Here is a 19320-nt window from a genome sequence, read left to right on the forward strand (position 1 = left end):
ACGCCCGAGCAAAAAAAGTCCATTGGAAAGAGTGGCGGATCAACCGTTGTTGTTATCTGCCACTGCGCCGTCCTGATAAGCGAGTCTAACCAGCTTTGACGGGTCTGGCAGGGCATTTAGCCAGTATTTGAAGGCGGTGTGCGCCAATCGTTCCATCTGATTGCAGGGATCGGTATCCTCGGGAACTTCTGTTGTCACTTGGCGCACAGATAAAAGACATTCATTTGTACAGGATCCGAACCATGCATCTTCTTGTAGTCGAAGACGACGACATCGTACGCATGCTGATGGTCGAAGTGCTCGACGAGTTGGGCTACACGGTCATTGAGGCTGAAGACGGCGAAGCCGCCCTGCAGGTGCTCGCAAACCCAAGCCAGCCGCTGGAACTGATGATGACCGATGTGGGTTTGCCGGACATGCGTGGCGATGTGCTGGCAGGCAAAGCGCGCGAGTTGCGGCCACTGCTGCCCGTGCTGTTCGCCAGTGGTTATGCCGACAGCATCAATGTGCCCGAGGGCATGCACCTGATCGGCAAGCCGTTCAGCATCGACCAGTTGCGGGACAAGGTGGTGGCCATTCTGGGTCACCCGTGAAATCGGTGTCGCCTGCTTCGCGGGCTTGCCCACTCGCACAAAGACCGCAGGGTTTCGAACGCTGTGACGGTCCTGTGGGAGCGGGTTGACCCGCGAAGAGGCCGGCACAGGGCACACAACTCACAGCTCCCTGCGCAACAAATAAGTATCCATGATCCACCCCTTACGCCGCCTCTCCTGTTCACGCACTTCCAGTATCCGCGCCTTCACCTCCTGCAACGGCCCGGCAATCAGCACTTCATCCTCGGTACCCAGGCAAGCGCCCCAGTAGATCACCAACCCCGGATCATCGAGCTGAGCAAACGCGCACTGCCCGTCGAGCATCACCACCACGTTGTCGATAGGCCCATGCCCGGCCAGGCGCCGCCCTGGCAGCACGGTCAGCGGCTCGCCGATGCGGTTGAGGGGCACCTGATGACGCGCCGCCAGCGCCTGTACACTGCTGATGCCTGGAATGATCTGCAAGCGCAGCGCCACGCCGCGCTCGCGGACCAGATCGAGAATCCGCAGGGTACTGTCGTAAAGGGTCGGCTCGCCCCACAGCAGAAAGGCGCCGGTTTCGCCGTCGCCAATCTCCTGCTCGATCAGTTGGGCATACAGCGCAGCACGCTGCCGGTGCCAGTCCTGCACCGCACCCAGGTAGTCATCTGCCTGGCCATCGCGCAGGGGGTCGGCGACCTGCACCAGGCGATAGCCACCCTCGGGGCGGTAGCGCTGCACAATGGCCTTGCGCAGGCGTACCAGCTCATCCTTGTCGCTGCCCTTGTCGAGCACGAAAAACACGCAGGCGCGGCGCAGTGCATCGACTGCTTCATAAGTGACCTGGCGCGGGTCACCCGCACCGATCCCGATCAACAACAGGTCTTTCATTGCTTTGCCCTTTGCGGGAACCAGCCGCCATTGTCAGGCGGCTACCGGTATTTGGCAAAACGCCCGCTTAGAAGACCGAGAAGTTGTAGCTGACAATCACCCGTGTTTCATCCATGTCACGCGCCCACTTTTCATAATTGCTACGGTAAGTGGAATTACGCAGGCGCACGCTGACATCCTTGAAAGTGCCACTTTGCACCTGGTACTTGAACTCGGTGTCGCGTTCCCATTCCTTGCCTTCGGCCCTGCTGCCCGGCACCTTGATATTGTCGCCATTGATGTAGCGGGTGAAGAAGGTCAGGCCGGGCACACCCAGCGCCTTGAAGTCATAGTCATAACGCACCTGCCAGGAACGCTCCTGAGCGGCGGCGAAATCGTTGACCTGAGCATAGTTGACCAGATACGGGTTGCTGCCATCCAGGTACGGCATGGCGCTGTCGCCATACATCCGCTGCCAGCCGGCACTGATCTTGTGGCCACCCAGGCTGTAGCCGAGCATGCCGCTGAAGGCGCGATGGTCGATTGCACCGGCGCGGGCATTGCCAATGTCATCACTCTTGATCAGGCGCAGGTCGGCCGACAGGCTGCCCAACGCCAACGGCTGGCTGGCCACCAGGCCGAGGAAGTGCTGGCGGTAAATATTTTCCAGCTTGGCCACCTGGTACTGGGCGCTGATTCGCTCGTTGAAGCGGTAGTCGACACCGGCCAGGTCAAAGTGGTCAGCTTCGATATCGCAGGCATAGCGCTTGTTCTTGCAGTGCACGCGGATGTCCTGGCGGTCAGTGGAATCCCGCGCGGTGTATTTGTCCAGGCGGGCCAGGGTGAACTTCAAGTCGCGCACTTCTTCAGAAGTGAGCATGGCGCCATGGAACAGGGTGGGCAGCAAGCGGCCGTCGTTGTATTTGAGCAATGGCACATCAGGCATCATCGAGCCGTATTTGAGCACGCTCTTGGACACCTTGACCTTGGCCGCCAGCCCCATCTTTGCATATTGGTCAACCGAGTGCCGCGGGTCATGACCGGAAGAAGGCAGCAGGCCACTGTTACTGTCTGCCGGACTCGAGTCCAGTTTGAAGCCGAACATGCCCAGCGCATCTACGCCAAAACCGACCGGCCCTTGGGTATAACCCGACTGCACATTAAGGATGAAACCTTGCGCCCATTCTTCCCGCTTGGAAGCGCCTTGGCTGGAACCGCTTTGGCCATCACGAAAATCCCGGTTGAAATAAACATTGCGTGCTTCGACCTTGGCACTGCTGTCTTCAAGAAATCCGGTGGCCTGGGCGTTGACGCCGGCACACAAGAGGAACAGGCCGGCAACACGGCGCCCAGGGGCGAGGGGGAAAGGGGCAAACATGCGAAGACACATCCAGAATCAAAGGCGGGATACACACTGCGGCACGAACTGGCCACGGCACTGCGACAAGGCCGAACAATCAACGGCCATCATCTGAAATGATCGCGCAACGGCGCTGGCGCGCGCCATTGGACCATGGTCTAGACGAACCGCTGGGGAACGGCAAAAAAACCGTGAAATACCGCGCGCAAAACTAGGAAAGTTCCCGCCTTACTTACAAAAGTTTGCTGTTTACCCAGTCCCGATGAATGTCTACACTCACTATCAGCGAACAGCAGACCCCACCTGCGTGGCTGGCGTTTTATGTAGTTTTAATGTTCGTCACGCCCTGCCACCACCGACGTACAGGAGTGATTACAGTGTCCAGACTTGCAGAGTTTCGTGCTGCCGAAAAAGCGCTCCAGGAGCAGATGGCGCAACTGGAGGCATTGAAAAAGGATGCCGGCCTCAAACGCGAAATCGAATTCGAGCAGAAACTAGTCGGCCTGATGAAAAGCTATGACAAGAGCCTGCGCGATATCATCGCCATCCTCGATCCCAAGGCGGTAGCCAAGACTAGCGGCCCAGCGCCCAAGCAACAGCGCCGCCCACGCGTGGTAAAGGTTTATCAAAACCCGCACACCGGCGAGCGGATCGAGACCAAGGGCGGCAACCACCGCGGCCTCAAGGCCTGGAAAGAACAGTATGGGGGCGCCACGGTGGAAAGTTGGGTACGCTGATGAAACGTCAACGCACACTTCACACTTTTTTCACAAGGGCTGGCTCAATATCGAGACAGCTAAAGGACTAGCGACCCCACGCGCCCGCACATGCGGGCCTCTAATTCCAGCGCCCTGCACCGTGCAGGGCGCTTTCATTTGCGCAATCGGCGCACTTCCGTATCATGGCCAGCCTGTCTGTTTTGCCGGTGCCCTGCGCCCGGCCCCGTCTCAGGAGTTCCCATGAGCCTGCACGATCTGCACACCCTGCCTGGCGTCACCGCCCAACCGGATGCCGCTACCGCCCACTTCGTCTTCAACCACACCATGTTGCGCGTCAAGGATATCGAGAAGTCGCTGGACTTCTACACCCGGGTACTGGGTTTCCGCGTGGTGGACAAGCGTGACTTCCCTGAAGCCGCCTTCAGCCTGTACTTCCTTGCCCTGGTCGACCCGGCGCAGATTCCCGCTGATGACGCTGCACGCCACCAGTGGATGAAGTCGATCCCTGGCGTACTGGAGCTGACCCACAACCACGGCACCGAAAACGATGCTGAGTTTGCCTACCACAACGGCAATACCGACCCGCGCGGGTTTGGCCACATCTGCATTTCGGTGCCGGACGTGCGCGCCGCCTGTGCGCGCTTTGAAGCACTGGATGTGCCGTTCCAGAAACGCCTGCAGGACGGGCGCATGAACCACCTGGCCTTCGTCAAGGACCCGGACGGTTACTGGGTAGAAGTGATCCAGCCGACCGAGCTCAAAGGCTAAGCATTCATCGCTGTTCGCTCGTCGGGCCGGGAACTCCCGGCCCCTTGCTGTGGTATATGAAGGTAACGGCTTCACATGCCACAGCGAGGTAAGGACGATGCAATCTCTTCACTGTGAATACCGCGAGCACACCATCACCGCCAGCGTGATGCCCCACCCCGACTCCCCCCTGCCCTACGCCGCCGGCTGCCTGATTACCGCGCCCGACGGGCACACCAGCAAGCGCATGTCGATGCCGATGAAGTTTTTCTCCGACCTGGAGAACGCGCAGCATGTGTCGCTGGCCCACGGCCGCGCACTGGTCGACCAGCAGCTGGATGACGGGCACAAGGTGTTCTGACCCTTCCAAGGTTTGTACTGGCCCCTTCGCGGCTAAAGCCGCTCCCACAGGTAATCCACAGATTTCAGATGCTTTGCTGTACCTGTGGGAGCGGCTTTAGCCGCGAAGGGGCCAGCACAGGAGTAACTAGCCCTCCCGGGCGTAAGCCACTGCGGCATCCACCTGCGCCCGCGTCGGCCTGATACCCGTGTACAGCACAAACTGCTCCAGCGCTTGCAGCGCAATGACCTCCAGCCCGGTAATCACCGGCTTGCCCAACGCCTGCGCCCGGCGAATCAACGGCGTCTGCGCCGGCATCGCCACCACATCGAACACCCGCTCGGCCGCCGCTATGGCATGCTCAGAAAACGCCAGCACCTCTGCCTCCGGCCCGCCAGCCATACCGATCGGCGTCACGTTCACCAGCATCGGCGGGCAGATGTCGCCCAACTCAGCCAGCCAGCGATAACCACACACATCTGCCAGTTGCCGACCGGCCTGCTCGTTGCGCGCAACGATGATGCCTTCGGCAAAGCCTGCATCACGCAGGGCACTGGCCACGGCCTTGGCCATGCCACCACTGCCACGCAGGGCAAAGGCGGTGCCCGGATCGACCTGATGCTGCGCCAGCAACTGGCGCACGGCCAGGTAATCGGTGTTGTAGGCCTTCAGGTGGCCACCGGTATTGACCAAGGTATTGACCGACTCGATGGCCGCCGCCGACGGGTCGATTTCATCGACCAGCGCCATACAGGCCTCCTTGTACGGCATGGACACGCCGCAGCCGCGGATACCCAAGGCGCGGATACCCGCCACCGCCGCCGGCAGGTCATCGGTACGCATGGCCTTGTAGTAAAAGTCCAGGCCCAGCTGCTGGTACAGGTGGTTGTGAAAACGCACGCCAAAGGTGCCGGGGCGGCCGGCCAAGGAGATGCACAGCACGGTATCCCTGCTGGGAGTTGTCGACATAACCTGCTCCTGTGTCAGAACTGAAACGTTTGTGCAGCGTAACAGAGGCGACCACTGGTCGTCCCTTACACAACCTTTACCGTTCCCCTGTGCTCAGCTGACAGAGACTGGAGTCATATTATCAAGGCCCCCCGAACGTGGGCTTTCTCTGCGAGGTGCTCCATGATCCGTCACATTCCCGGAATCGCCCTGCTGGTCGGTGCCTTGGCCATCAGCGGGCCCGCTGCTGCTCACGGTGGCCATGGCGGCGGTGGCTGGTATGGACCGGGCCCGGTCCTGGGTGCGGCAGTGGTCGGCGCCGTGGTCGGGGCAACGGTTTATGGCGGGCGTGACCGTACTGTGTACGTTGAACGCCAGCCGGTCTATTACGGGCCGCCGCCGGTGTACGTGCAACCGCCGCCGCAACCGGTGTACTACCAGCCGTACTACGCACCGGCACCACCGCCCCCGGGCTACCGCACCTACTACGGCCCGCCACCGGTGTATTACGGACCGCCACGCTGGTAATGGTTGATAGAACTAATGACCACTATCGAGGAAGTTGATTTCAAAGTGCCCAGGCTGCTGCGTATGGTAGGGCCATGTTTCACAGGAGGTCCACATGGCCACTATCCAGATCATGTCCGTTGTCGGCAGCGCCGTTCCCACTTCACTGCGTGAACAGGGCCGGCTGGCATGCTGGTACCTGGTGCGCAACGGCGAAGCCGTAAGCGGCCCGATGCCGACCCTTGCTGCGGCGCAGGCCCTGGTTGAACAGTTGCAACCAGGCACCCTGGTCGCCTGACCCGAATTTGTTGTGCGTTGCTCCCTACGCCCTTTATGGCCCGCCGATCTGGCGGGCTTTTTTTTGCCGAAACGCCTGGCCGTTACTGTGTGGGGGGCGCATCGCGAGCAAGCTCGCTCCTACAATTTTTTCGGGCCAGTGTTTTTTGTAGCCATAGCCAACTGGCTGGTCAGTGCCAGGACTTTGCCCTGTAGCCGGCCGACGCTTATCACCAGCTCGTTGCGTTCCCTGGCGAACTGGTCGGCTTTGGCCTCTGCCTCTCTGCGGGCATCGCGCTCAATGTCCAGCAGGTCGGTCAGTCGGCGGATGACTGCAATATCTGCACTGTCCATCGCACGCTCGGTTGCATCCCTGGATAACCACTTGCGCAGCCACAGACCTGCACCCAGTAACACAGTGCCCGTGCCGCTCAGCCAAGTGACTGTGCCCGGGCCGAAGTCGGTCGGATCCATGTGAACCTCATTACAGATGATGATGCCATGAGCCCCGGAGAAAAATGTCTCGCTGGCTTCCCTTGCTGGTGAATTTAATTTAGCCTACAGCTAACTTTGCCACAAGAGAAATTTAGCTATGCGCACATTTAGCAGCAAGCTAAACACTGGCATGCTTCGCCCTATGGACATCTACGACATTCGCAAGCACAACCTGGTCAAGCTCATCGGCAGCCAGAGAAAGGGATCCTGCGCAGAACGCTGGGGGATGGCGCCTGCACACCTCAGCCAGATCCTTTCCGACAAGACCGTGAAAAACCTGGGCGATGACGTGGCCCGCCGAATCGAGGGCATCGAAGGTTTGCCTCGGGGTTGGTTCGACGCACTGTCGGCAGGCGACCCTGGGCAGCCTTCGGTCGAAGCCGGCGACGGTAAACTTTCGGCAGCCGACCTGGTCAAGCAGATGCTTGCCAGAAGCGGCAGAGGCATCCCTGAAGAAACCCGCCAAAGGTTGCTGGCCGCTGCAGAAGAACCGCAGAATGCCACGCTGCTAAAGGCTGACCGTGTTCGCCCTGGCTTGGTCGGCGACGAAGTGTGGATTGCTCACTACGATGTGCGGGCTGCCATGGGCGGTGGCCAGATCCCTCACGACTACCCCGAGATGTTCACAGACGTCCGCGTCAGCCCCAGCCATCTGCGCGAACTGGGTGTGACGTTCACGGAGCACCATCACCTGAAGATGGTAACGGGCTGGGGCCAGTCGATGGAGCCGACCATCAAGCACCGCGACCCGCTGATCGTCGATGTCAGCATCCGCGAGTTCGTCGGCGATGGCATCTACTTTTTCTCCTGGGGCGACCATATTTACATCAAGCGACTGCAGATTGCTGATGAGGACCATTTCGAGATGATCTCCGACAATTCGCGGCACAAGGACCGCATGATCCGCCGAGAAGAGACCTACATCCAGGCCAGGGTCCTACTGGTGTGGAATGCCCACCTTGTGTAAAACGAAGCCCGCCTCTTAAGGCGGGCGTTTGCTGAGGCTCAAAATGGCGGCGCCTCCTCCATCACCTCCTCGTTGTACTGCTCGACGCTGAAGTCGTCACGTGCTTGCACGCTGGTGCGCGCCCAGCGCACCGTCACGCTCTGGTCATCGTTGAAGGTAAGGTTCAACTCGGGCGTCTCCAGCAGCAGGCCCATCACCTCGTCCCATTCCGCATCACCGTCGGTATCCAGCCGGTGCACAACCACCCAGCGCTGCGTCTGCGCCAGCGGGTGGTTGATCATCGACGACACCCGCAGGCTAAGCCGCTCTACTCCGGTCATTCCCTGGCACTGCCGGGGGGCTGCGTTCACGTGCTTGAACATATTCTCATCCTGATATCTGTATGTTTGTACAGTATTCAGGGAAAGCTTATCTCACCGCCAAATCCACCGTAAACCCCTGCAACCGGAAAATTTCGCCTCCAGGCAATTTTGCCTATAGCGAAATTTATTTAGCCAATGGCTATTGACTTGAATTTAGCCCAAGGCTAATTTCGTTGCGCCAGCCACCGCAAAGCTGCTGGAACGCTTCGTCATTCAGGCCCTTTTCGTCAGGAGTTACCATGACCGTAGACATCAACGATCTCACCATCGCCACCCCGGTGGCGGTCTCCCCAAGCAACCCTGTAGCACTCGAACTCAGCGGTGCTGAAGCGATCGCCCGGTTCCCGAGTGTGGTGAAGGTCCTCAGCGATGGGTCAATCCAGCTTTCAGCCCCCACCAAGGGCGCTTCGAGCAAAAGTACCCACAGGACCCGCTGCGAATGGACAGAAACAGAAGACTGGACACTGGGAAGCGCCCAGGACCACTGGAATCGCCAGACCATGACGCTGACCAAGGTCAACGCGGCGCAAAAGGTGGTGATCGCCCAGATGCACGTGCGCGGGGATGACAGCCCGCCGGTGAAGGTGTTCTGGAACAAAGGCAACATTACCCTGGGGTTTCGGCGGACCTACAACCAGACCGACCCGGTAAACTCGACAGTACTCAAAGGTGTGCCGCTGGGGGGCAGGTTCGACGTGAGCCTCCACACCACGTCTGCAGGCGTGGTCAATGTAACAGCCAAATGCAACGGGGTATCCGGCACGTCCGGCGATCTACAGCTCGACAGCACCTGGTCTTCGCAGCTGTTCGAGTTCCACGGCGGCATCTACAACCAGGTTGACTATACCGACGCAACACCGGCCGACGACGGCTCGGTCTGCATCATCAGCGAACTCTCGCTGATTCATCGCTGAGCGACATTAGCCGGCAAAGCATCCCGATGCCCCGCCCCATCACAGATTGCATCGGGATGCCAACTGACCAAAAGCGCATGGTTGACGCGCGTGACACGCCACGCCAGTGATTAGTCTCGATGAGTCATATTGTTGCCTGCCCGCTCTCAGACTAATAATTACCTCTCTGCCTGGGGAGGCGCGAAACATGCAACCAAGATTCGTTATCGTTCCTGCTGTGCCAGTGGAAGGTGAATCCTTCCGCATCGGCAACCGGTTCTACGCCGCGACCGCTTCGGGCGGCTTCGATATCTATGACAACCAGGAGAAACAACGACTCAAGCGCGGCTATATCAACAAATCCGAGGCTGCGACTGCGTGCGGGTTGATGAACGCCGAGTCACGCAATCCCGCAGAGCAGTTCCCCATATTGCGAGCAGATTGATGGTTATACGCAGCCTGGCGAAAAACCTGCCTCCAGACCCCGACAAGGAGGGCTGGGTGCTCGGCTGGGGTGTGCTTCGGGACAAGCATCCATGGCATTTTGTCGACGTCTATGCCGACCAGAAGACAGCCCAGGTGGAGGCAGCGCGCCTCGGCGCTGGTTATGTTGTGGAGTACGGTTCACATCGCCTTGGCTCGAGTGAGTTCGTGTGCGGCATTACGCTTCCCGAAGGCTAGAGAGCAGCCCCGCCCATGAAACAGGGGCTCTAAAAGGCTTGCGGTATCATATGGCCGTGCCGTAAATTTCCCCCTCCTGTCATTCCTGCGTTGAGGAGTGGCGCTGAGGCCCAACACCATGTTGGGCTTTTTCGTTTTTGCGACAGGGCCATGGTTCAAGGTGTGCCGATTGTTGCGACTCATCAAAAGAAAGTTCTCCAGGGTGCTGCGAAAGTGGTTTGTCTACCTTGCGGTTGCAGGGCTGGCGGGCAACTACAGCCGACTGTTCGATCACCTTTCAATCTGGAAGCCGTGGCGAATTGCCAAGGGCCTGGCGGCCTATCTGATCGCATCCTGATACGCCTTTCACGCGGCGCAGGATTAAATTTCGTTCAACTTGCGCCCTTTAGTCATAAGGCATTCGACAGCAATTCAGCCATACTCCAGAGGTGTTTTTTGGATTTTGGCGGGTTCTAGAAAGTTACGGAGGCCCGTATTTACGGGCCTTCCAGCCCCTCTCGTCACCAGGCGGCTACGTTCCAAGCACAAGGTTAGGACCCTTAGCCCACATTTTTCGAAAGTGCTTTCGGGCTGCAGCTGGCAGATTTCCAGTTTTGTGCTAGATATTTTGATTCTTGATTTTTTTTCAAGAGCTCTCCCCAGGGATAACGTAAGCAAGGAGCTAACAATGGGAATTGTTCAAAACGCTATTAGGGCTTTAGAGAATCACGCTGACGAAAAAGCTAAAGAAGTGAAAGCTTCTTTGCAGATGTTAGATGTACTCGCTCAAACAAAACTTTCAGAAATAAAACGACTCGTTGAAGACGACATTGCCAAATCTAAGTCTGACGCTAAGTCTGGATCGCCCACCCAGATCCCTCCAGGCCTCTACATTATGCAGGACGAGGGGACTCATGTAATGTCATCTTCTGGACCGTCGGCAGGCATCAAGAATGCTGTCGACAGTCTATTACATAGTCCGGAAGCTAAATGGCGCGATGCCTTAACCGGCTTGATAGGTACTGCACTAGACACATTAATTGGTAACTCATCAGGTGCATCAAGCAACAAAAAGCTCTATTTAATCGCACTCGATGGACATGCAGCAGATCCAGATAAAGGCATCGAAGAAACATACGTTCCCGTACGCATTGACTATTGCCTGTGGACCTACAATTTCGAAAGCTCAGGCATCTCAGATATAGCAACAAATGCTATTGCCTATTACGCACAGACGTCCCTGCTTGACTACAGCAACATCCCAAGCAATCTCCAAATCGATCAATCTCTTAAGTTGATCGGAATCCCACAAGAATATCGCAACGCCATTATTGAACAGGTTCAGAAAGAGCGCGAAGCAAAACGACCTCTCAATTTGGAGAAATATCTTAAATCCGCCTCACCAGAACTGCGCGCCTCAGCTAAAAAGCTGTATTTATCGTAAAGGTAGAGCCCCACCCCTCCGTAGGGTGGGGTCTTTACAGCCAATATTTCCAACAGCATGGTCGACATCCGGCGTACTTTTCCCAGTCTTGCTGGAGCGTGCCTAACCTGACTACATCGAACACACATGCCGAGCAAATAACCCTCAACTTTGGACGAGGGGCTATCCGACGTGTTCGAGTGGTATCGGTTGGGCTCAGTCGTGAGGAATGTACGCAAACAGGGAGCTGAGTTGATAAAGCCAGCTGAGTGGAGCGGCGGCAGATCCTTGCCCCGGGCCTTGGCCACGACGTGGAGCTTGTAATCGGAGACCGCCTGGAAGAGCGACTCAGCCAGCAGGCGCAGGTGCTCGATCTCCTCTGCAGGCGCGCCATGATCCTGCGTCTGGTGGTAACAGCGCATGGCGTCGATCGCCTTCTGAATCAGCGGCTCGCCGGCCTCAACCATCCCGATGAAAGTCCGCTCATCCATGCCTAAGCTCCAAGCAGGAATGATATGGAAAGGTTTGGTCAGTAACCAACGTTGAAGCCCCATTCAAGCGTGAAACCTCCAGAGCCAAGATTAGGCTGCTTCAAAGAAAAAACCAGCAAGCAGCCTAATGGTGTGATCACGCTAGCGCTGCACTTCAATAGCCGTGCCGGCCTTAAGGGACGAGCGTGAAATAATTTTTGCCAGCGTCAGCAGATATTTCTCTACAAGAAGGTAGCATACAATTCCGCCTAGCAGCCCAGCAGTCACAGCGCCTACCGCGTACCAGACTGCCATCGCAAGGCTGGTTATCTGCCCAAACGTCGTTACAAATAGCACATACCAGATTCGTTGAGAAATTGGATGCGACAAATACAGTGAATAAGATGCCTCCCCAAACAACAGAGCGACCCTATTGATATTTGACCGAATGTACTTCTCAATCGAGATAAATCCTGCGACTAAGAAAAACGCCGGGACGCCATATACTAAAGGCCGAGTGAATAGGGTGAAATCAGCTAATACCAGCGCCACACTACTAGCCCCAACCAATAGACTTGTCGGCAAAAAACCGATACCCACCCAGCGCTGCCTGGTGACCCCTAGCAAGACGCCAAGCAGAAATTCAATGATGATCGGGCTTGTGTAGGTTTTGCCCAATGGCCCTTCTGGAGCCAAAGCAGACCCAACAATAGCAAGTGCAACTATAACTGCAGCCAAGAACAGAAGTCTCATTCTTAGGTTTTGCAATGCTAAGGAGAGACCGAATATCGCGTAAAAGAACATCTCATATGTGAGGGTCCACCCAATGGTGTATACAGGCGTGACATCACCCACATCTGGGTTTAGGGCGGGAATGAAAAACAGTGACTTAAGCAGGAATACTGGATCGACTGCGCGGGAGTTGAAAAACAAGCTTGGCATTAATAGCGCGGCAGCGACAAGCACACAGGTGAACACCCAGTATAACGGCGCCACTCTCAATATCCGCGAAACCCAAAACTCTCTTATACCTTTATTCTTACCCTCTGTGGTTACCCACATTACGAACCCGGATATAACAAAGAATATATCTACACCAAAATCACCCACCGGGTTATCGAAGTATGGTGCTACAGCAATCATCACCATGGAATGGTAGATGATAACCAGCCCAGCTGCAATGCCTCTCAAATATTGTATTCCGTAGAATTTTTCCACGCGCGCAGTCCATTGCAAGTGTATGAGATTAATTCGCCATTATCGCCAGGTACGTCGCATTTCTCAATATCTTGAGAGGCTGAAGTCTCAGATGGTTATTTTCGCCCGAGTGCGTCATAGGACGCTTCGCACTGATGACCGGCTATGCGTGCCCGGTCATAAGCCTGCGCCAACTCTCCCGCTCGTTCATCAGCCCGTGAGAGCAGCTCGGAGAGCACAATGGCGGCGCGGGTGGCTACCTCGCCTCGGGCGACAGCGGCGATATTGGCGTCTCGACGAAGTCGCCATTCATCTTCCAGCCTTCTGGCTCATCACCACACATCACCGTGCCCGAAACCGGCGGCAGGCACTTCAACCAGGCGCTAGAGGCAAAGGGGCTCAGGCACAGGCCTCAGTACAATTGCCGGCACACATATGCCACGATGTGCCTCATGTCGGGGATGAATCCAGCGTTTATTGCTGGGCAGCTTGGGCACTCGGTGCAGGTGCTTCTCTCGACCTACGCTAAGTGGTTGAATTCTGCCAACGATTGGGCGGAACTGGCGAAACTGGAAAAGAACGTAATGGGTACAGCATCGGCGCAGGATTAAATTTCGTTCACCTTGCGCCCTTTAGTCATAAGGCATTCGACAGCAATTCAGCCATACTCCAGAATGCATCGGTTTTAGGGGGAAAACCCTTGCACAGCCAACGACATACCAACTTTTAGTGAGCCTCAACGTGAAAAAATCCCTGTCCATCCTCAGCCTGCTGCTGTTGCTCACAGGTACCGCGACCCTTCCGTCGACTGCTGCTGCACAACCCCCGGCCCAAGCCCAACGAGATCCGTCCAAGTTGCATCTGGCTTCAGGCAGCGCCTTGCTGATCGACCTGAATACCAACCAGGAGTTGTATTCGAGCCACGCCGACCGCGTGGTGCCGATCGCCTCGGTCACCAAGCTGATGACGGCGATGGTGGTACTGGATGCCAAGCTGCCCATGGATGAAATGCTCACCATGACCATTGCCAACAACCCGGAAATGAAAGGCGTGTATTCCCGCGTACGCCTGGGCAGCCAACTCGATCGCCGCGAGACCCTGCTGATCACCCTCATGTCGTCGGAAAACCGTGCGGCCAACAGCCTGGCCAACGCCTACCCCGGCGGCTACCCGGCGTTCATCAAGGCGATGAATGCCAAGGCCCACAGCCTGGGCATGGCGCATACCCGCTACGTTGAGCCGACCGGCCTGTCGACGCAGAACGTGTCCACCGCACGCGACCTGGCCAAACTGCTGATGGCCTCGCGCAAATACCCGATGCTGAGCGAGCTGTCGACCACGCGTGAGAAGACTGTGGCCTTCCGCAAGCCCAACTACACCCTGGGCTTCCGTAACACCGACCACCTGGTGAACAAGAGCAACTGGGACATCAAGCTGACCAAGACCGGCTTCACCAACGAAGCAGGGCACTGCCTGGTGCTGCTGACCCGCATGGATAACCGTCCGGTGGCCATGGTCATCCTCGACGCCTTCGGCAAGTACACCCACTTTGCCGATGCCAGCCGCATGCGTCAGTGGCTGGAGACCGGGGCCGCCAAGCCGGCACCGGCAGTGGCCATGCAGTACAAGACCGAGCGGCAGAACAAGGGGCGTGTAGCGGCCGAATAACCGCATGCCCCTGGGGCTGCACAGAACCTGTGCAGGAGCGGCCCATCGCGACGCAAGGCCGCTCCTGCAGGCGTTGCACCAGGCAGTCAGGCCGTGGCGCTGACCATCCCGCCCGAGCTGCTGCCACCCTCTTGCTGCAACAGCTCCAGCAGCTGTGCCGTGGCTGCCATGATCTGGCCGTTGATAGTGGCAATGCTTGCCTGCTTGGCGCCCACCGCAGCGGCCTTGGCCGCTTCATCCATCTTGCTGTTCTGCAGCGCAGCCAACTGCTTCTGCTCCTCGACCAGTTGCTTCTGCAGATCCTTGATCAGCTGACGCAGCTCGGATACGGCCTCTGACTCACCACTGTCTTCACTGTCCGCAGGTTGCGCCTGGCTACCCGCTGAAACTTTCATGCTGTCGCTACTGATGCTCAAGGGGCCCAGCGCCTCACCGGCCTGCTTTGCCTGTTCGCGTTCGTTGGCTGCGTTGGCGCTCAGCGTCTGCGCTGAAACGCCATTGATCATGAGGTTGCTAGCCGTAATTGCGCTCATCTCGATTCCCTGGCTGAAAGATAGGTCCTTGCCGTAACCACCCTATCGGCCATCCCTGGCAGTTCTTTAGCCCGCTTAAATTCCCCCGCGACTGGCTCGTTCCAACACATGTACTTGCGCAGGAGCCGGAGCGCCGGCGGGCGTCCAATTTCGACCATTCAGGGAATCGCAGCCATGAGCCAGTCCTCACAGCAGGAAACCATCAAAGATCTGATCGGCGTGGGCTTCGGCCCTTCCAACCTGGCCTTGGCCATTGCCCTGGAAGAACTCGCCGAGTCCCAGGGCCATGCCCTCGACGCGCTGTTCATCGACAAGCAGCAGGACTACCGCTGGCACGGCGAAACCCTTGCCACCCAGAGCGAGCTGCAGATTTCGTTCCTCAAGGACCTGGTGTCGTTGCGCAACCCCACCAGCCCCTACAGCTTCGTCAACTACCTGCACCAGAAGCAGCGCCTGGCCGACTTCATCAACCTCGGCACCTTCTACCCCTGCCGCCTGGAGTACAACGACTACCTGCGCTGGGCCGCCGACCATTTCGCCACCCAGGCGGTATATGGCCAGGAAGTGCTGCGCATCGAACCAGAGGTGAATGCCGGCCGGGTCGAGCACCTGCGCCTGGTCTCGCGCGACGCCCAAGGCCGCGAATACAGCCGCCGCACCCGCTCGGTGGTGGTCGGCAGCGGCGGCACACCAAAAATCCCGGAAAAGTTCAGTGCCTTCAAGGACGACCCGCGGGTTTTCCATCACTCCCAATACCTGAGCAGCCTCAACAAGCTGCCGTGCACCGCCGGCAAACCCATGCGCATCGCGGTGATCGGGTCGGGGCAAAGCGCCGCCGAGGCGTTCATTGATCTGAACGACAGCTACCCGTCGGTCAAGGTCGACATGATCCTGCGTGGGTCGGCCCTCAAACCCGCCGACGACAGCCCGTTCGTCAACGAAATCTTCTCACCGGACTACACCGACCTGGTCTACAACGAACCGGCCGACCAGCGCAGCAAACTGCTGGGCGAATACCACAACACCAACTACTCGGTGGTCGACCTTAACCTGATCGAGCGCATCTACGGCATCCTGTACCGGCAGAAGGTCGCCCACCAGCACCGTCACAACGTGCTGTGCCGCCGCCAGGTCGAAGCCGTGGTGGCCACCCGCGACGGCCTGGAACTGACCCTGCGCGACCTTGCCACCGGCCAGCAGCAAACCCACCGCTACGACGCCGTGATCCTCGCCACCGGCTACGAGCGCCGCTCGCACCGTGACCTGCTGGCACCGCTTGCCGGTTACCTGGACGATTTCAGTGTTGACCGCAACTACCGCGTACTGGCAAGCCCCGACCTGCAGGCGTCGGTTTACTTGCAAGGGTTCTGCGAGAACAGCCACGGCCTGAGCGACACCCTGCTCTCGGTGCTGCCCGCCCGCGCTGCGGAAATTGGCCGGGCGCTGTACCAGGACCTGGCGCAGTTGCACGGCAAACCGCAACCGGCCGTGGCCATGACCCACGCCTGACCCCGCTGCTGCATGCCTTCAAAGCCGGCCTGACGCCTCGCGCACAGGCCGGCTTTGCGCTTAGAAACATTTGCTTGCATTTAAAACGGCAGGTTTTCAATTCTCATTCGTCCTTATCAGTACAGCCCTCTTTGGTTGGGCACACGCTCGACCACCCAATGCAGAAGACCGTCTGATGGCCAAATCACCGAAAAAATCCAAATCCAGGCTGTGGTTCCTGGTCCATAGCTGGCTCGCCCTGCCGATCTGGTTCTTTGTGCTGATTGTCTGCTTTACCGGCATGCTCGCCGTGGTCAGCCAGGAAATCGTCTGGCTCGCCAACCCCGATGTGCGCTCCAGCAAACCCGATGCCGACGCCGAGCGCCTTAGCTTCCAGCAAGTGCTGGACGCCCTGCACAAAGCCGAACCGGACATGGTCGTGGACTCGCTCATACAGCCCGACGGCTCACACTTTGCCCTCACGGCCGATGTCACCTTCCCCGACGGCACCAGCCCGACGCTGTACGTCAACCCGTACACCGGTGCCATCCAGGGCAAGTCCCCCGACTTCAACTTCGAAGCCTTCACCCGCGCCCTGCACGGCTGGTGGCTGGTGCCGTTCACCAACGGCTTCAGCTGGGGCTGGTACCTGGTGTCGATCCTTGGCTTGCCCATGCTGGCATCGCTGGTAACCGGGCTGGTGGTGTACAAGAAGTTCTGGAAGGGCTTCTTCAAACCGGTACGCACGGGGCATGGTTCGCGCATCTTCTGGGGCGACCTGCATCGCCTGGCGGGCGTCTGGTCGATCTGGTTCATCGCGGTCATTTCCATCACCGGTACCTGGTTCCTGATCCAGGCAATCCTGTTCGACAACCACATCACCATTTCCAGCCGGCCCATCGTGCCGGTGATCGCCCGCGAAGAAGTGCCGCAAACACCAGATGGCAGCCCTGCCCCGCGCATTGACCTCGATGAGGCGGCACGCATCGCCGGCCTGGCCATTCCCGGCCTGGATATCACCTTCGTTTCGTTGCCGTCTACCGCTTACAGCCATGTTTCAATGGGCGGGCGCGGCTGGTATCCGCTGATGTTCCAAAGCGCCGAAGTCAATCCTTACACGCGCAAAGTCGACAGCCAGTTCCTGCTCAGCGACCGCTCCACGCTGGAGTTCGTCACCGAGTCCATGCGCCCCTTGCACACCGGCGACTTCGGCGGCCTGCCGATCAAGCTGATCTGGTTCTTCTTCGGGCTGATACTCACCCTGATGGTGTTCAGCGGTTTGCTGATCTGGACCAAGCGCACCGCGCAGGCCACCGCCGCCGCCCTCAAGCGCAGCGAACGCGCACCCCGTACCGAACGCGCCCAGACCTCCCTGGAGACCCAATCATGAGCCACGCCCAGGCCGTACCCGCCAGCCCACTGAAGCAGTGGTGGCTGAAGTGGCGTTTCCACCTGAACATCCTGCTGATCCTGGTACCGCTGGGCTTCATGCCCAAGTATTTCAACGACGCAAAGCTGTTCCGTGGCGACGCCGGGCTGGGTGCCAACGTGATCACCGGTATCCAGGCAGGCCCCTACACCCTGGATTTGGCTGAACTGCGTGACGAAGCACCACGCCCGGACGGCCCCGCTGGCGATTTCAAATCCTTCAACGCAGCGCTGTGCAAGGCCTGCATCAATGACGTCAAGGCCGTTTACCTGCGCATTGGCAAACCGCGCAGCCTGCGTGCCGCCGGCACGATCTTCTTTGGTGCGCCTTATCGCATGGGCACCAACCTGCCCATCCCGCCCCGCACCAAGCCTGACGCACAGATCTGGATCACCCTGGAAGGCTGGGACGGCAGCATGCACCAGGCGTCGGTCCCCCTGGCCAAAGCATCGCCAGCCACCGTGGCCTGGCTCGAAAAACAAGGAGGCAAGAAATGAAACAGCTGATGCGAACCCTCGCCCTGCCCTTGCTGGTACTGGCCGCCGGCCCCGCCCTGGCGCATAACCCGATGTGCGAATGCGAAGAAACGGCCGGCGGCCAGGTCAAGTGCACCGGCGGTTTTTCGGACGGTAGCGGTGCCCCCGGGGTGACCCTGGATGTGATCGGTTATGACGAACAGGTGCTGGTCGGCGGCAAGCTTGGCGACGACTCGACACTCACCTTCAAGCGCCCGGACGGCGAGTTCTACGTGCTGTTTGATGCCGGCCCAGGGCATGTCGTGGAAGTCGACTACGCCGATATTGGCCAGCCATGAGCCGCGCCCAAGTGATTCGCCCGGCCGGCGCCGGGCACGAAACCCTGTACGTGCTGCTGATCAGCCTGCTGATCGTGCTGCTCGCCGCCAGCGTGGTGGTGCTGCGTGGCGAGCGCGAAGACGAACAGACCATCGCCAGCCACCAGATCGACGCCCGTCGCGACCTCACCGCCGCCGAGCAAGGCCTGTACACCGACCTGCGGGTGGCCTTCGACGAGATCCAGCTGCTGCGTGAAGAAAACGCTGCCGTGCCTAGCGTGCAGGCCCTGGCCGAAGAAGGCCTGCCGCCCTTCGTGGTCGACGCAGGCAGCCAGAGCCGTGGCGGCCACCACTGGTCATGGCTGGAGCCCGGCGCCTACCTGGGCCGCAGCCAGGCCCCTGAAGTCGCCGGCAGCCTGCTGCTGATCCTGCCGGCCGAGAGTACTGGCCAGGCCGATGTCTGGCTGCGCCGCGACAGCGCCGCCACGCCCCCGGACGACCTCGGCCAGGCGGCACTGATTGCCGCTGGCTGGCAGCAGGTGGTCAGCCACTACGACGCCGGGGTTACCCGCGAACACCGTCACTGAACCCAAGGACTTCCCC

At 58.9% G+C, this 19320-nt stretch carries 25 protein-coding genes and 2 pseudogenes; 18 read left to right on the forward strand and 9 right to left on the reverse strand.

Annotation, left to right across the window (positions count from 1 at the left end):
* The first annotated feature begins 242 nt into the window (after positions 1–242).
* Positions 243–593: a response regulator gene (locus CKW35_RS06560; protein WP_016487629.1), complete on the forward strand. Its 351-nt coding sequence runs from the start codon at positions 243–245 to the stop codon at positions 591–593.
* A gap of 120 nt (positions 594–713) precedes the next feature.
* Here the strand turns inward: CKW35_RS06560 and cobF are convergent, their stop codons facing one another.
* Together cobF and CKW35_RS06570 are read right to left on the reverse strand one after the other, a co-directional pair.
* Positions 714–1463, reverse strand: coding sequence for a precorrin-6A synthase (deacetylating) (gene cobF / locus CKW35_RS06565; protein ID WP_016487630.1), 750 nt, complete (start codon positions 1461–1463; stop codon positions 714–716).
* A 67-nt stretch (positions 1464–1530) separates the two neighbouring features.
* The gene (locus tag CKW35_RS06570; RefSeq protein WP_016487631.1) at positions 1531–2820 is read right to left on the reverse strand and encodes an OprD family porin; all 1290 of its coding nucleotides are present in this window, start codon (positions 2818–2820) and stop codon (positions 1531–1533) included.
* 359 nt (positions 2821–3179) lie between these two features.
* Here CKW35_RS06570 and CKW35_RS06575 point away from each other — a divergent pair, with 359 nt between their 5' ends.
* The 3 genes from CKW35_RS06575 to CKW35_RS06585 all read left to right on the forward strand — a co-directional run bounded on the left by CKW35_RS06575 (position 3180) and on the right by CKW35_RS06585 (position 4629).
* Complete coding sequence (locus tag CKW35_RS06575) at positions 3180–3539, forward strand: histone-like nucleoid-structuring protein, MvaT/MvaU family (RefSeq protein ID WP_016487632.1); 360 nt, start codon at positions 3180–3182, stop codon at positions 3537–3539.
* 222 nt (positions 3540–3761) lie between these two features.
* Positions 3762–4289, forward strand: a complete 528-nt coding sequence (gene gloA, locus CKW35_RS06580) for a lactoylglutathione lyase (protein ID WP_023048589.1) — start codon at positions 3762–3764, stop codon at positions 4287–4289.
* Between the two features lie 97 nt (positions 4290–4386).
* Positions 4387–4629, forward strand: a complete 243-nt coding sequence (locus CKW35_RS06585) for a hypothetical protein (protein WP_016487634.1) — start codon at positions 4387–4389, stop codon at positions 4627–4629.
* A 126-nt stretch (positions 4630–4755) separates the two neighbouring features.
* On the opposite strand, the gene CKW35_RS06590 is transcribed toward CKW35_RS06585, so the two are convergent.
* Positions 4756–5577 (reverse strand): shikimate 5-dehydrogenase, encoded by an 822-nt coding sequence (locus CKW35_RS06590; protein ID WP_016487635.1) that lies wholly within the window; start codon positions 5575–5577, stop codon positions 4756–4758.
* A 162-nt stretch (positions 5578–5739) separates the two neighbouring features.
* Between CKW35_RS06590 and CKW35_RS06595 the strand changes: the two genes are divergently transcribed.
* On the forward strand, positions 5740–6084 hold the full coding sequence (locus CKW35_RS06595; RefSeq protein WP_016487636.1) for a hypothetical protein: 345 nt from the start codon (positions 5740–5742) through the stop codon (positions 6082–6084).
* 94 nt (positions 6085–6178) lie between these two features.
* Complete coding sequence (locus CKW35_RS06600) at positions 6179–6361, forward strand: hypothetical protein (protein ID WP_016487637.1); 183 nt, start codon at positions 6179–6181, stop codon at positions 6359–6361.
* A 119-nt stretch (positions 6362–6480) separates the two neighbouring features.
* Here CKW35_RS06600 and CKW35_RS06605 read toward each other — a convergent pair whose 3' ends face one another.
* Positions 6481–6813 (reverse strand): chemotaxis protein, encoded by a 333-nt coding sequence (locus CKW35_RS06605; RefSeq protein ID WP_023048806.1) that lies wholly within the window; start codon positions 6811–6813, stop codon positions 6481–6483.
* A 163-nt stretch (positions 6814–6976) separates the two neighbouring features.
* On the opposite strand from CKW35_RS06605, the gene CKW35_RS06610 reads away from it, so the two are divergent.
* Entirely contained in the window at positions 6977–7801 is an 825-nt protein-coding gene (locus CKW35_RS06610; RefSeq protein ID WP_016487639.1) for a S24 family peptidase, read from the forward strand.
* Positions 7802–7839: 38 nt separating this feature from the next.
* On the opposite strand, the gene CKW35_RS06615 is transcribed toward CKW35_RS06610, so the two are convergent.
* Positions 7840–8163, reverse strand: a complete 324-nt coding sequence (locus CKW35_RS06615) for a DUF1654 domain-containing protein (protein WP_016487640.1) — start codon at positions 8161–8163, stop codon at positions 7840–7842.
* 239 nt (positions 8164–8402) lie between these two features.
* On the opposite strand from CKW35_RS06615, the gene CKW35_RS06620 reads away from it, so the two are divergent.
* From CKW35_RS06620 to CKW35_RS27775, 5 genes are all read left to right on the forward strand, one after another.
* Complete coding sequence (locus CKW35_RS06620) at positions 8403–9077, forward strand: polysaccharide lyase family 7 protein (protein WP_023048808.1); 675 nt, start codon at positions 8403–8405, stop codon at positions 9075–9077.
* 187 nt (positions 9078–9264) lie between these two features.
* The gene (locus CKW35_RS06625; RefSeq protein ID WP_016487642.1) at positions 9265–9501 is read left to right on the forward strand and encodes a hypothetical protein; all 237 of its coding nucleotides are present in this window, start codon (positions 9265–9267) and stop codon (positions 9499–9501) included.
* Positions 9501–9737, forward strand: coding sequence for a hypothetical protein (locus CKW35_RS06630; protein WP_016487643.1), 237 nt, complete (start codon positions 9501–9503; stop codon positions 9735–9737). Before CKW35_RS06625 ends, CKW35_RS06630 begins: the two co-directional genes overlap by 1 nt.
* Before the next feature lie 169 nt (positions 9738–9906).
* The gene (locus CKW35_RS28255) at positions 9907–10074 is read left to right on the forward strand and encodes a hypothetical protein (RefSeq protein WP_156343155.1); all 168 of its coding nucleotides are present in this window, start codon (positions 9907–9909) and stop codon (positions 10072–10074) included.
* A 330-nt stretch (positions 10075–10404) separates the two neighbouring features.
* Positions 10405–11160 (forward strand): hypothetical protein, encoded by a 756-nt coding sequence (locus CKW35_RS27775; protein ID WP_143499755.1) that lies wholly within the window; start codon positions 10405–10407, stop codon positions 11158–11160.
* A gap of 248 nt (positions 11161–11408) precedes the next feature.
* Here the strand turns inward: CKW35_RS27775 and CKW35_RS28525 are convergent.
* From CKW35_RS28525 to CKW35_RS06650, 3 genes and pseudogenes are all read right to left on the reverse strand, one after another.
* A pseudogene (locus tag CKW35_RS28525) lies at positions 11409–11630 on the reverse strand (hypothetical protein); the annotation flags it as partial.
* 141 nt (positions 11631–11771) lie between these two features.
* Positions 11772–12827 carry an acyltransferase gene (locus CKW35_RS06645; protein WP_023048810.1) on the reverse strand — a complete coding sequence of 352 codons (1056 nt, stop codon included), beginning with the start codon at positions 12825–12827 and terminating at the stop codon, positions 11772–11774.
* A gap of 95 nt (positions 12828–12922) precedes the next feature.
* Positions 12923–13087 (reverse strand): annotated as a pseudogene (locus CKW35_RS06650) (DUF2514 family protein); the annotation flags it as partial.
* Between the two features lie 460 nt (positions 13088–13547).
* Between CKW35_RS06650 and pbpG the strand changes: the two are divergent.
* A complete protein-coding gene (pbpG, locus tag CKW35_RS06660) occupies positions 13548–14474 on the forward strand; it encodes a D-alanyl-D-alanine endopeptidase (protein ID WP_095115486.1) in 927 nt (308 codons plus the stop codon).
* 86 nt (positions 14475–14560) lie between these two features.
* Here pbpG and CKW35_RS06665 read toward each other — a convergent pair whose 3' ends face one another.
* The gene (locus CKW35_RS06665; protein WP_016487649.1) at positions 14561–15007 is read right to left on the reverse strand and encodes a hypothetical protein; all 447 of its coding nucleotides are present in this window, start codon (positions 15005–15007) and stop codon (positions 14561–14563) included.
* 174 nt (positions 15008–15181) lie between these two features.
* Between CKW35_RS06665 and CKW35_RS06670 the strand changes: the two genes are divergently transcribed.
* From CKW35_RS06670 to CKW35_RS06690, 5 genes are all read left to right on the forward strand, one after another.
* The gene (locus CKW35_RS06670; RefSeq protein WP_095115488.1) at positions 15182–16516 is read left to right on the forward strand and encodes a lysine N(6)-hydroxylase/L-ornithine N(5)-oxygenase family protein; all 1335 of its coding nucleotides are present in this window, start codon (positions 15182–15184) and stop codon (positions 16514–16516) included.
* Positions 16517–16691: 175 nt separating this feature from the next.
* Positions 16692–17885: a PepSY domain-containing protein gene (locus CKW35_RS06675; protein ID WP_095115490.1), complete on the forward strand. Its 1194-nt coding sequence runs from the start codon at positions 16692–16694 to the stop codon at positions 17883–17885.
* Positions 17882–18421, forward strand: coding sequence for a hypothetical protein (locus CKW35_RS06680; RefSeq protein ID WP_016487652.1), 540 nt, complete (start codon positions 17882–17884; stop codon positions 18419–18421). The genes CKW35_RS06675 and CKW35_RS06680 overlap by 4 nt, the downstream gene beginning before the upstream one ends.
* Positions 18418–18738, forward strand: coding sequence for a hypothetical protein (locus tag CKW35_RS06685; protein ID WP_016487653.1), 321 nt, complete (start codon positions 18418–18420; stop codon positions 18736–18738). The genes CKW35_RS06680 and CKW35_RS06685 overlap by 4 nt, the downstream gene beginning before the upstream one ends.
* Positions 18735–19304 (forward strand): DUF6162 family protein, encoded by a 570-nt coding sequence (locus CKW35_RS06690; RefSeq protein ID WP_095115492.1) that lies wholly within the window; start codon positions 18735–18737, stop codon positions 19302–19304. The genes CKW35_RS06685 and CKW35_RS06690 overlap by 4 nt, the downstream gene beginning before the upstream one ends.
* Positions 19305–19320 lie beyond the last annotated feature (16 nt).

The organism is Pseudomonas sp. Irchel 3F3 (assembly GCF_900187545.1).
In the GTDB taxonomy this organism is placed as follows: Bacteria; Pseudomonadota; Gammaproteobacteria; order Pseudomonadales; family Pseudomonadaceae; genus Aquipseudomonas; species Aquipseudomonas fortuita.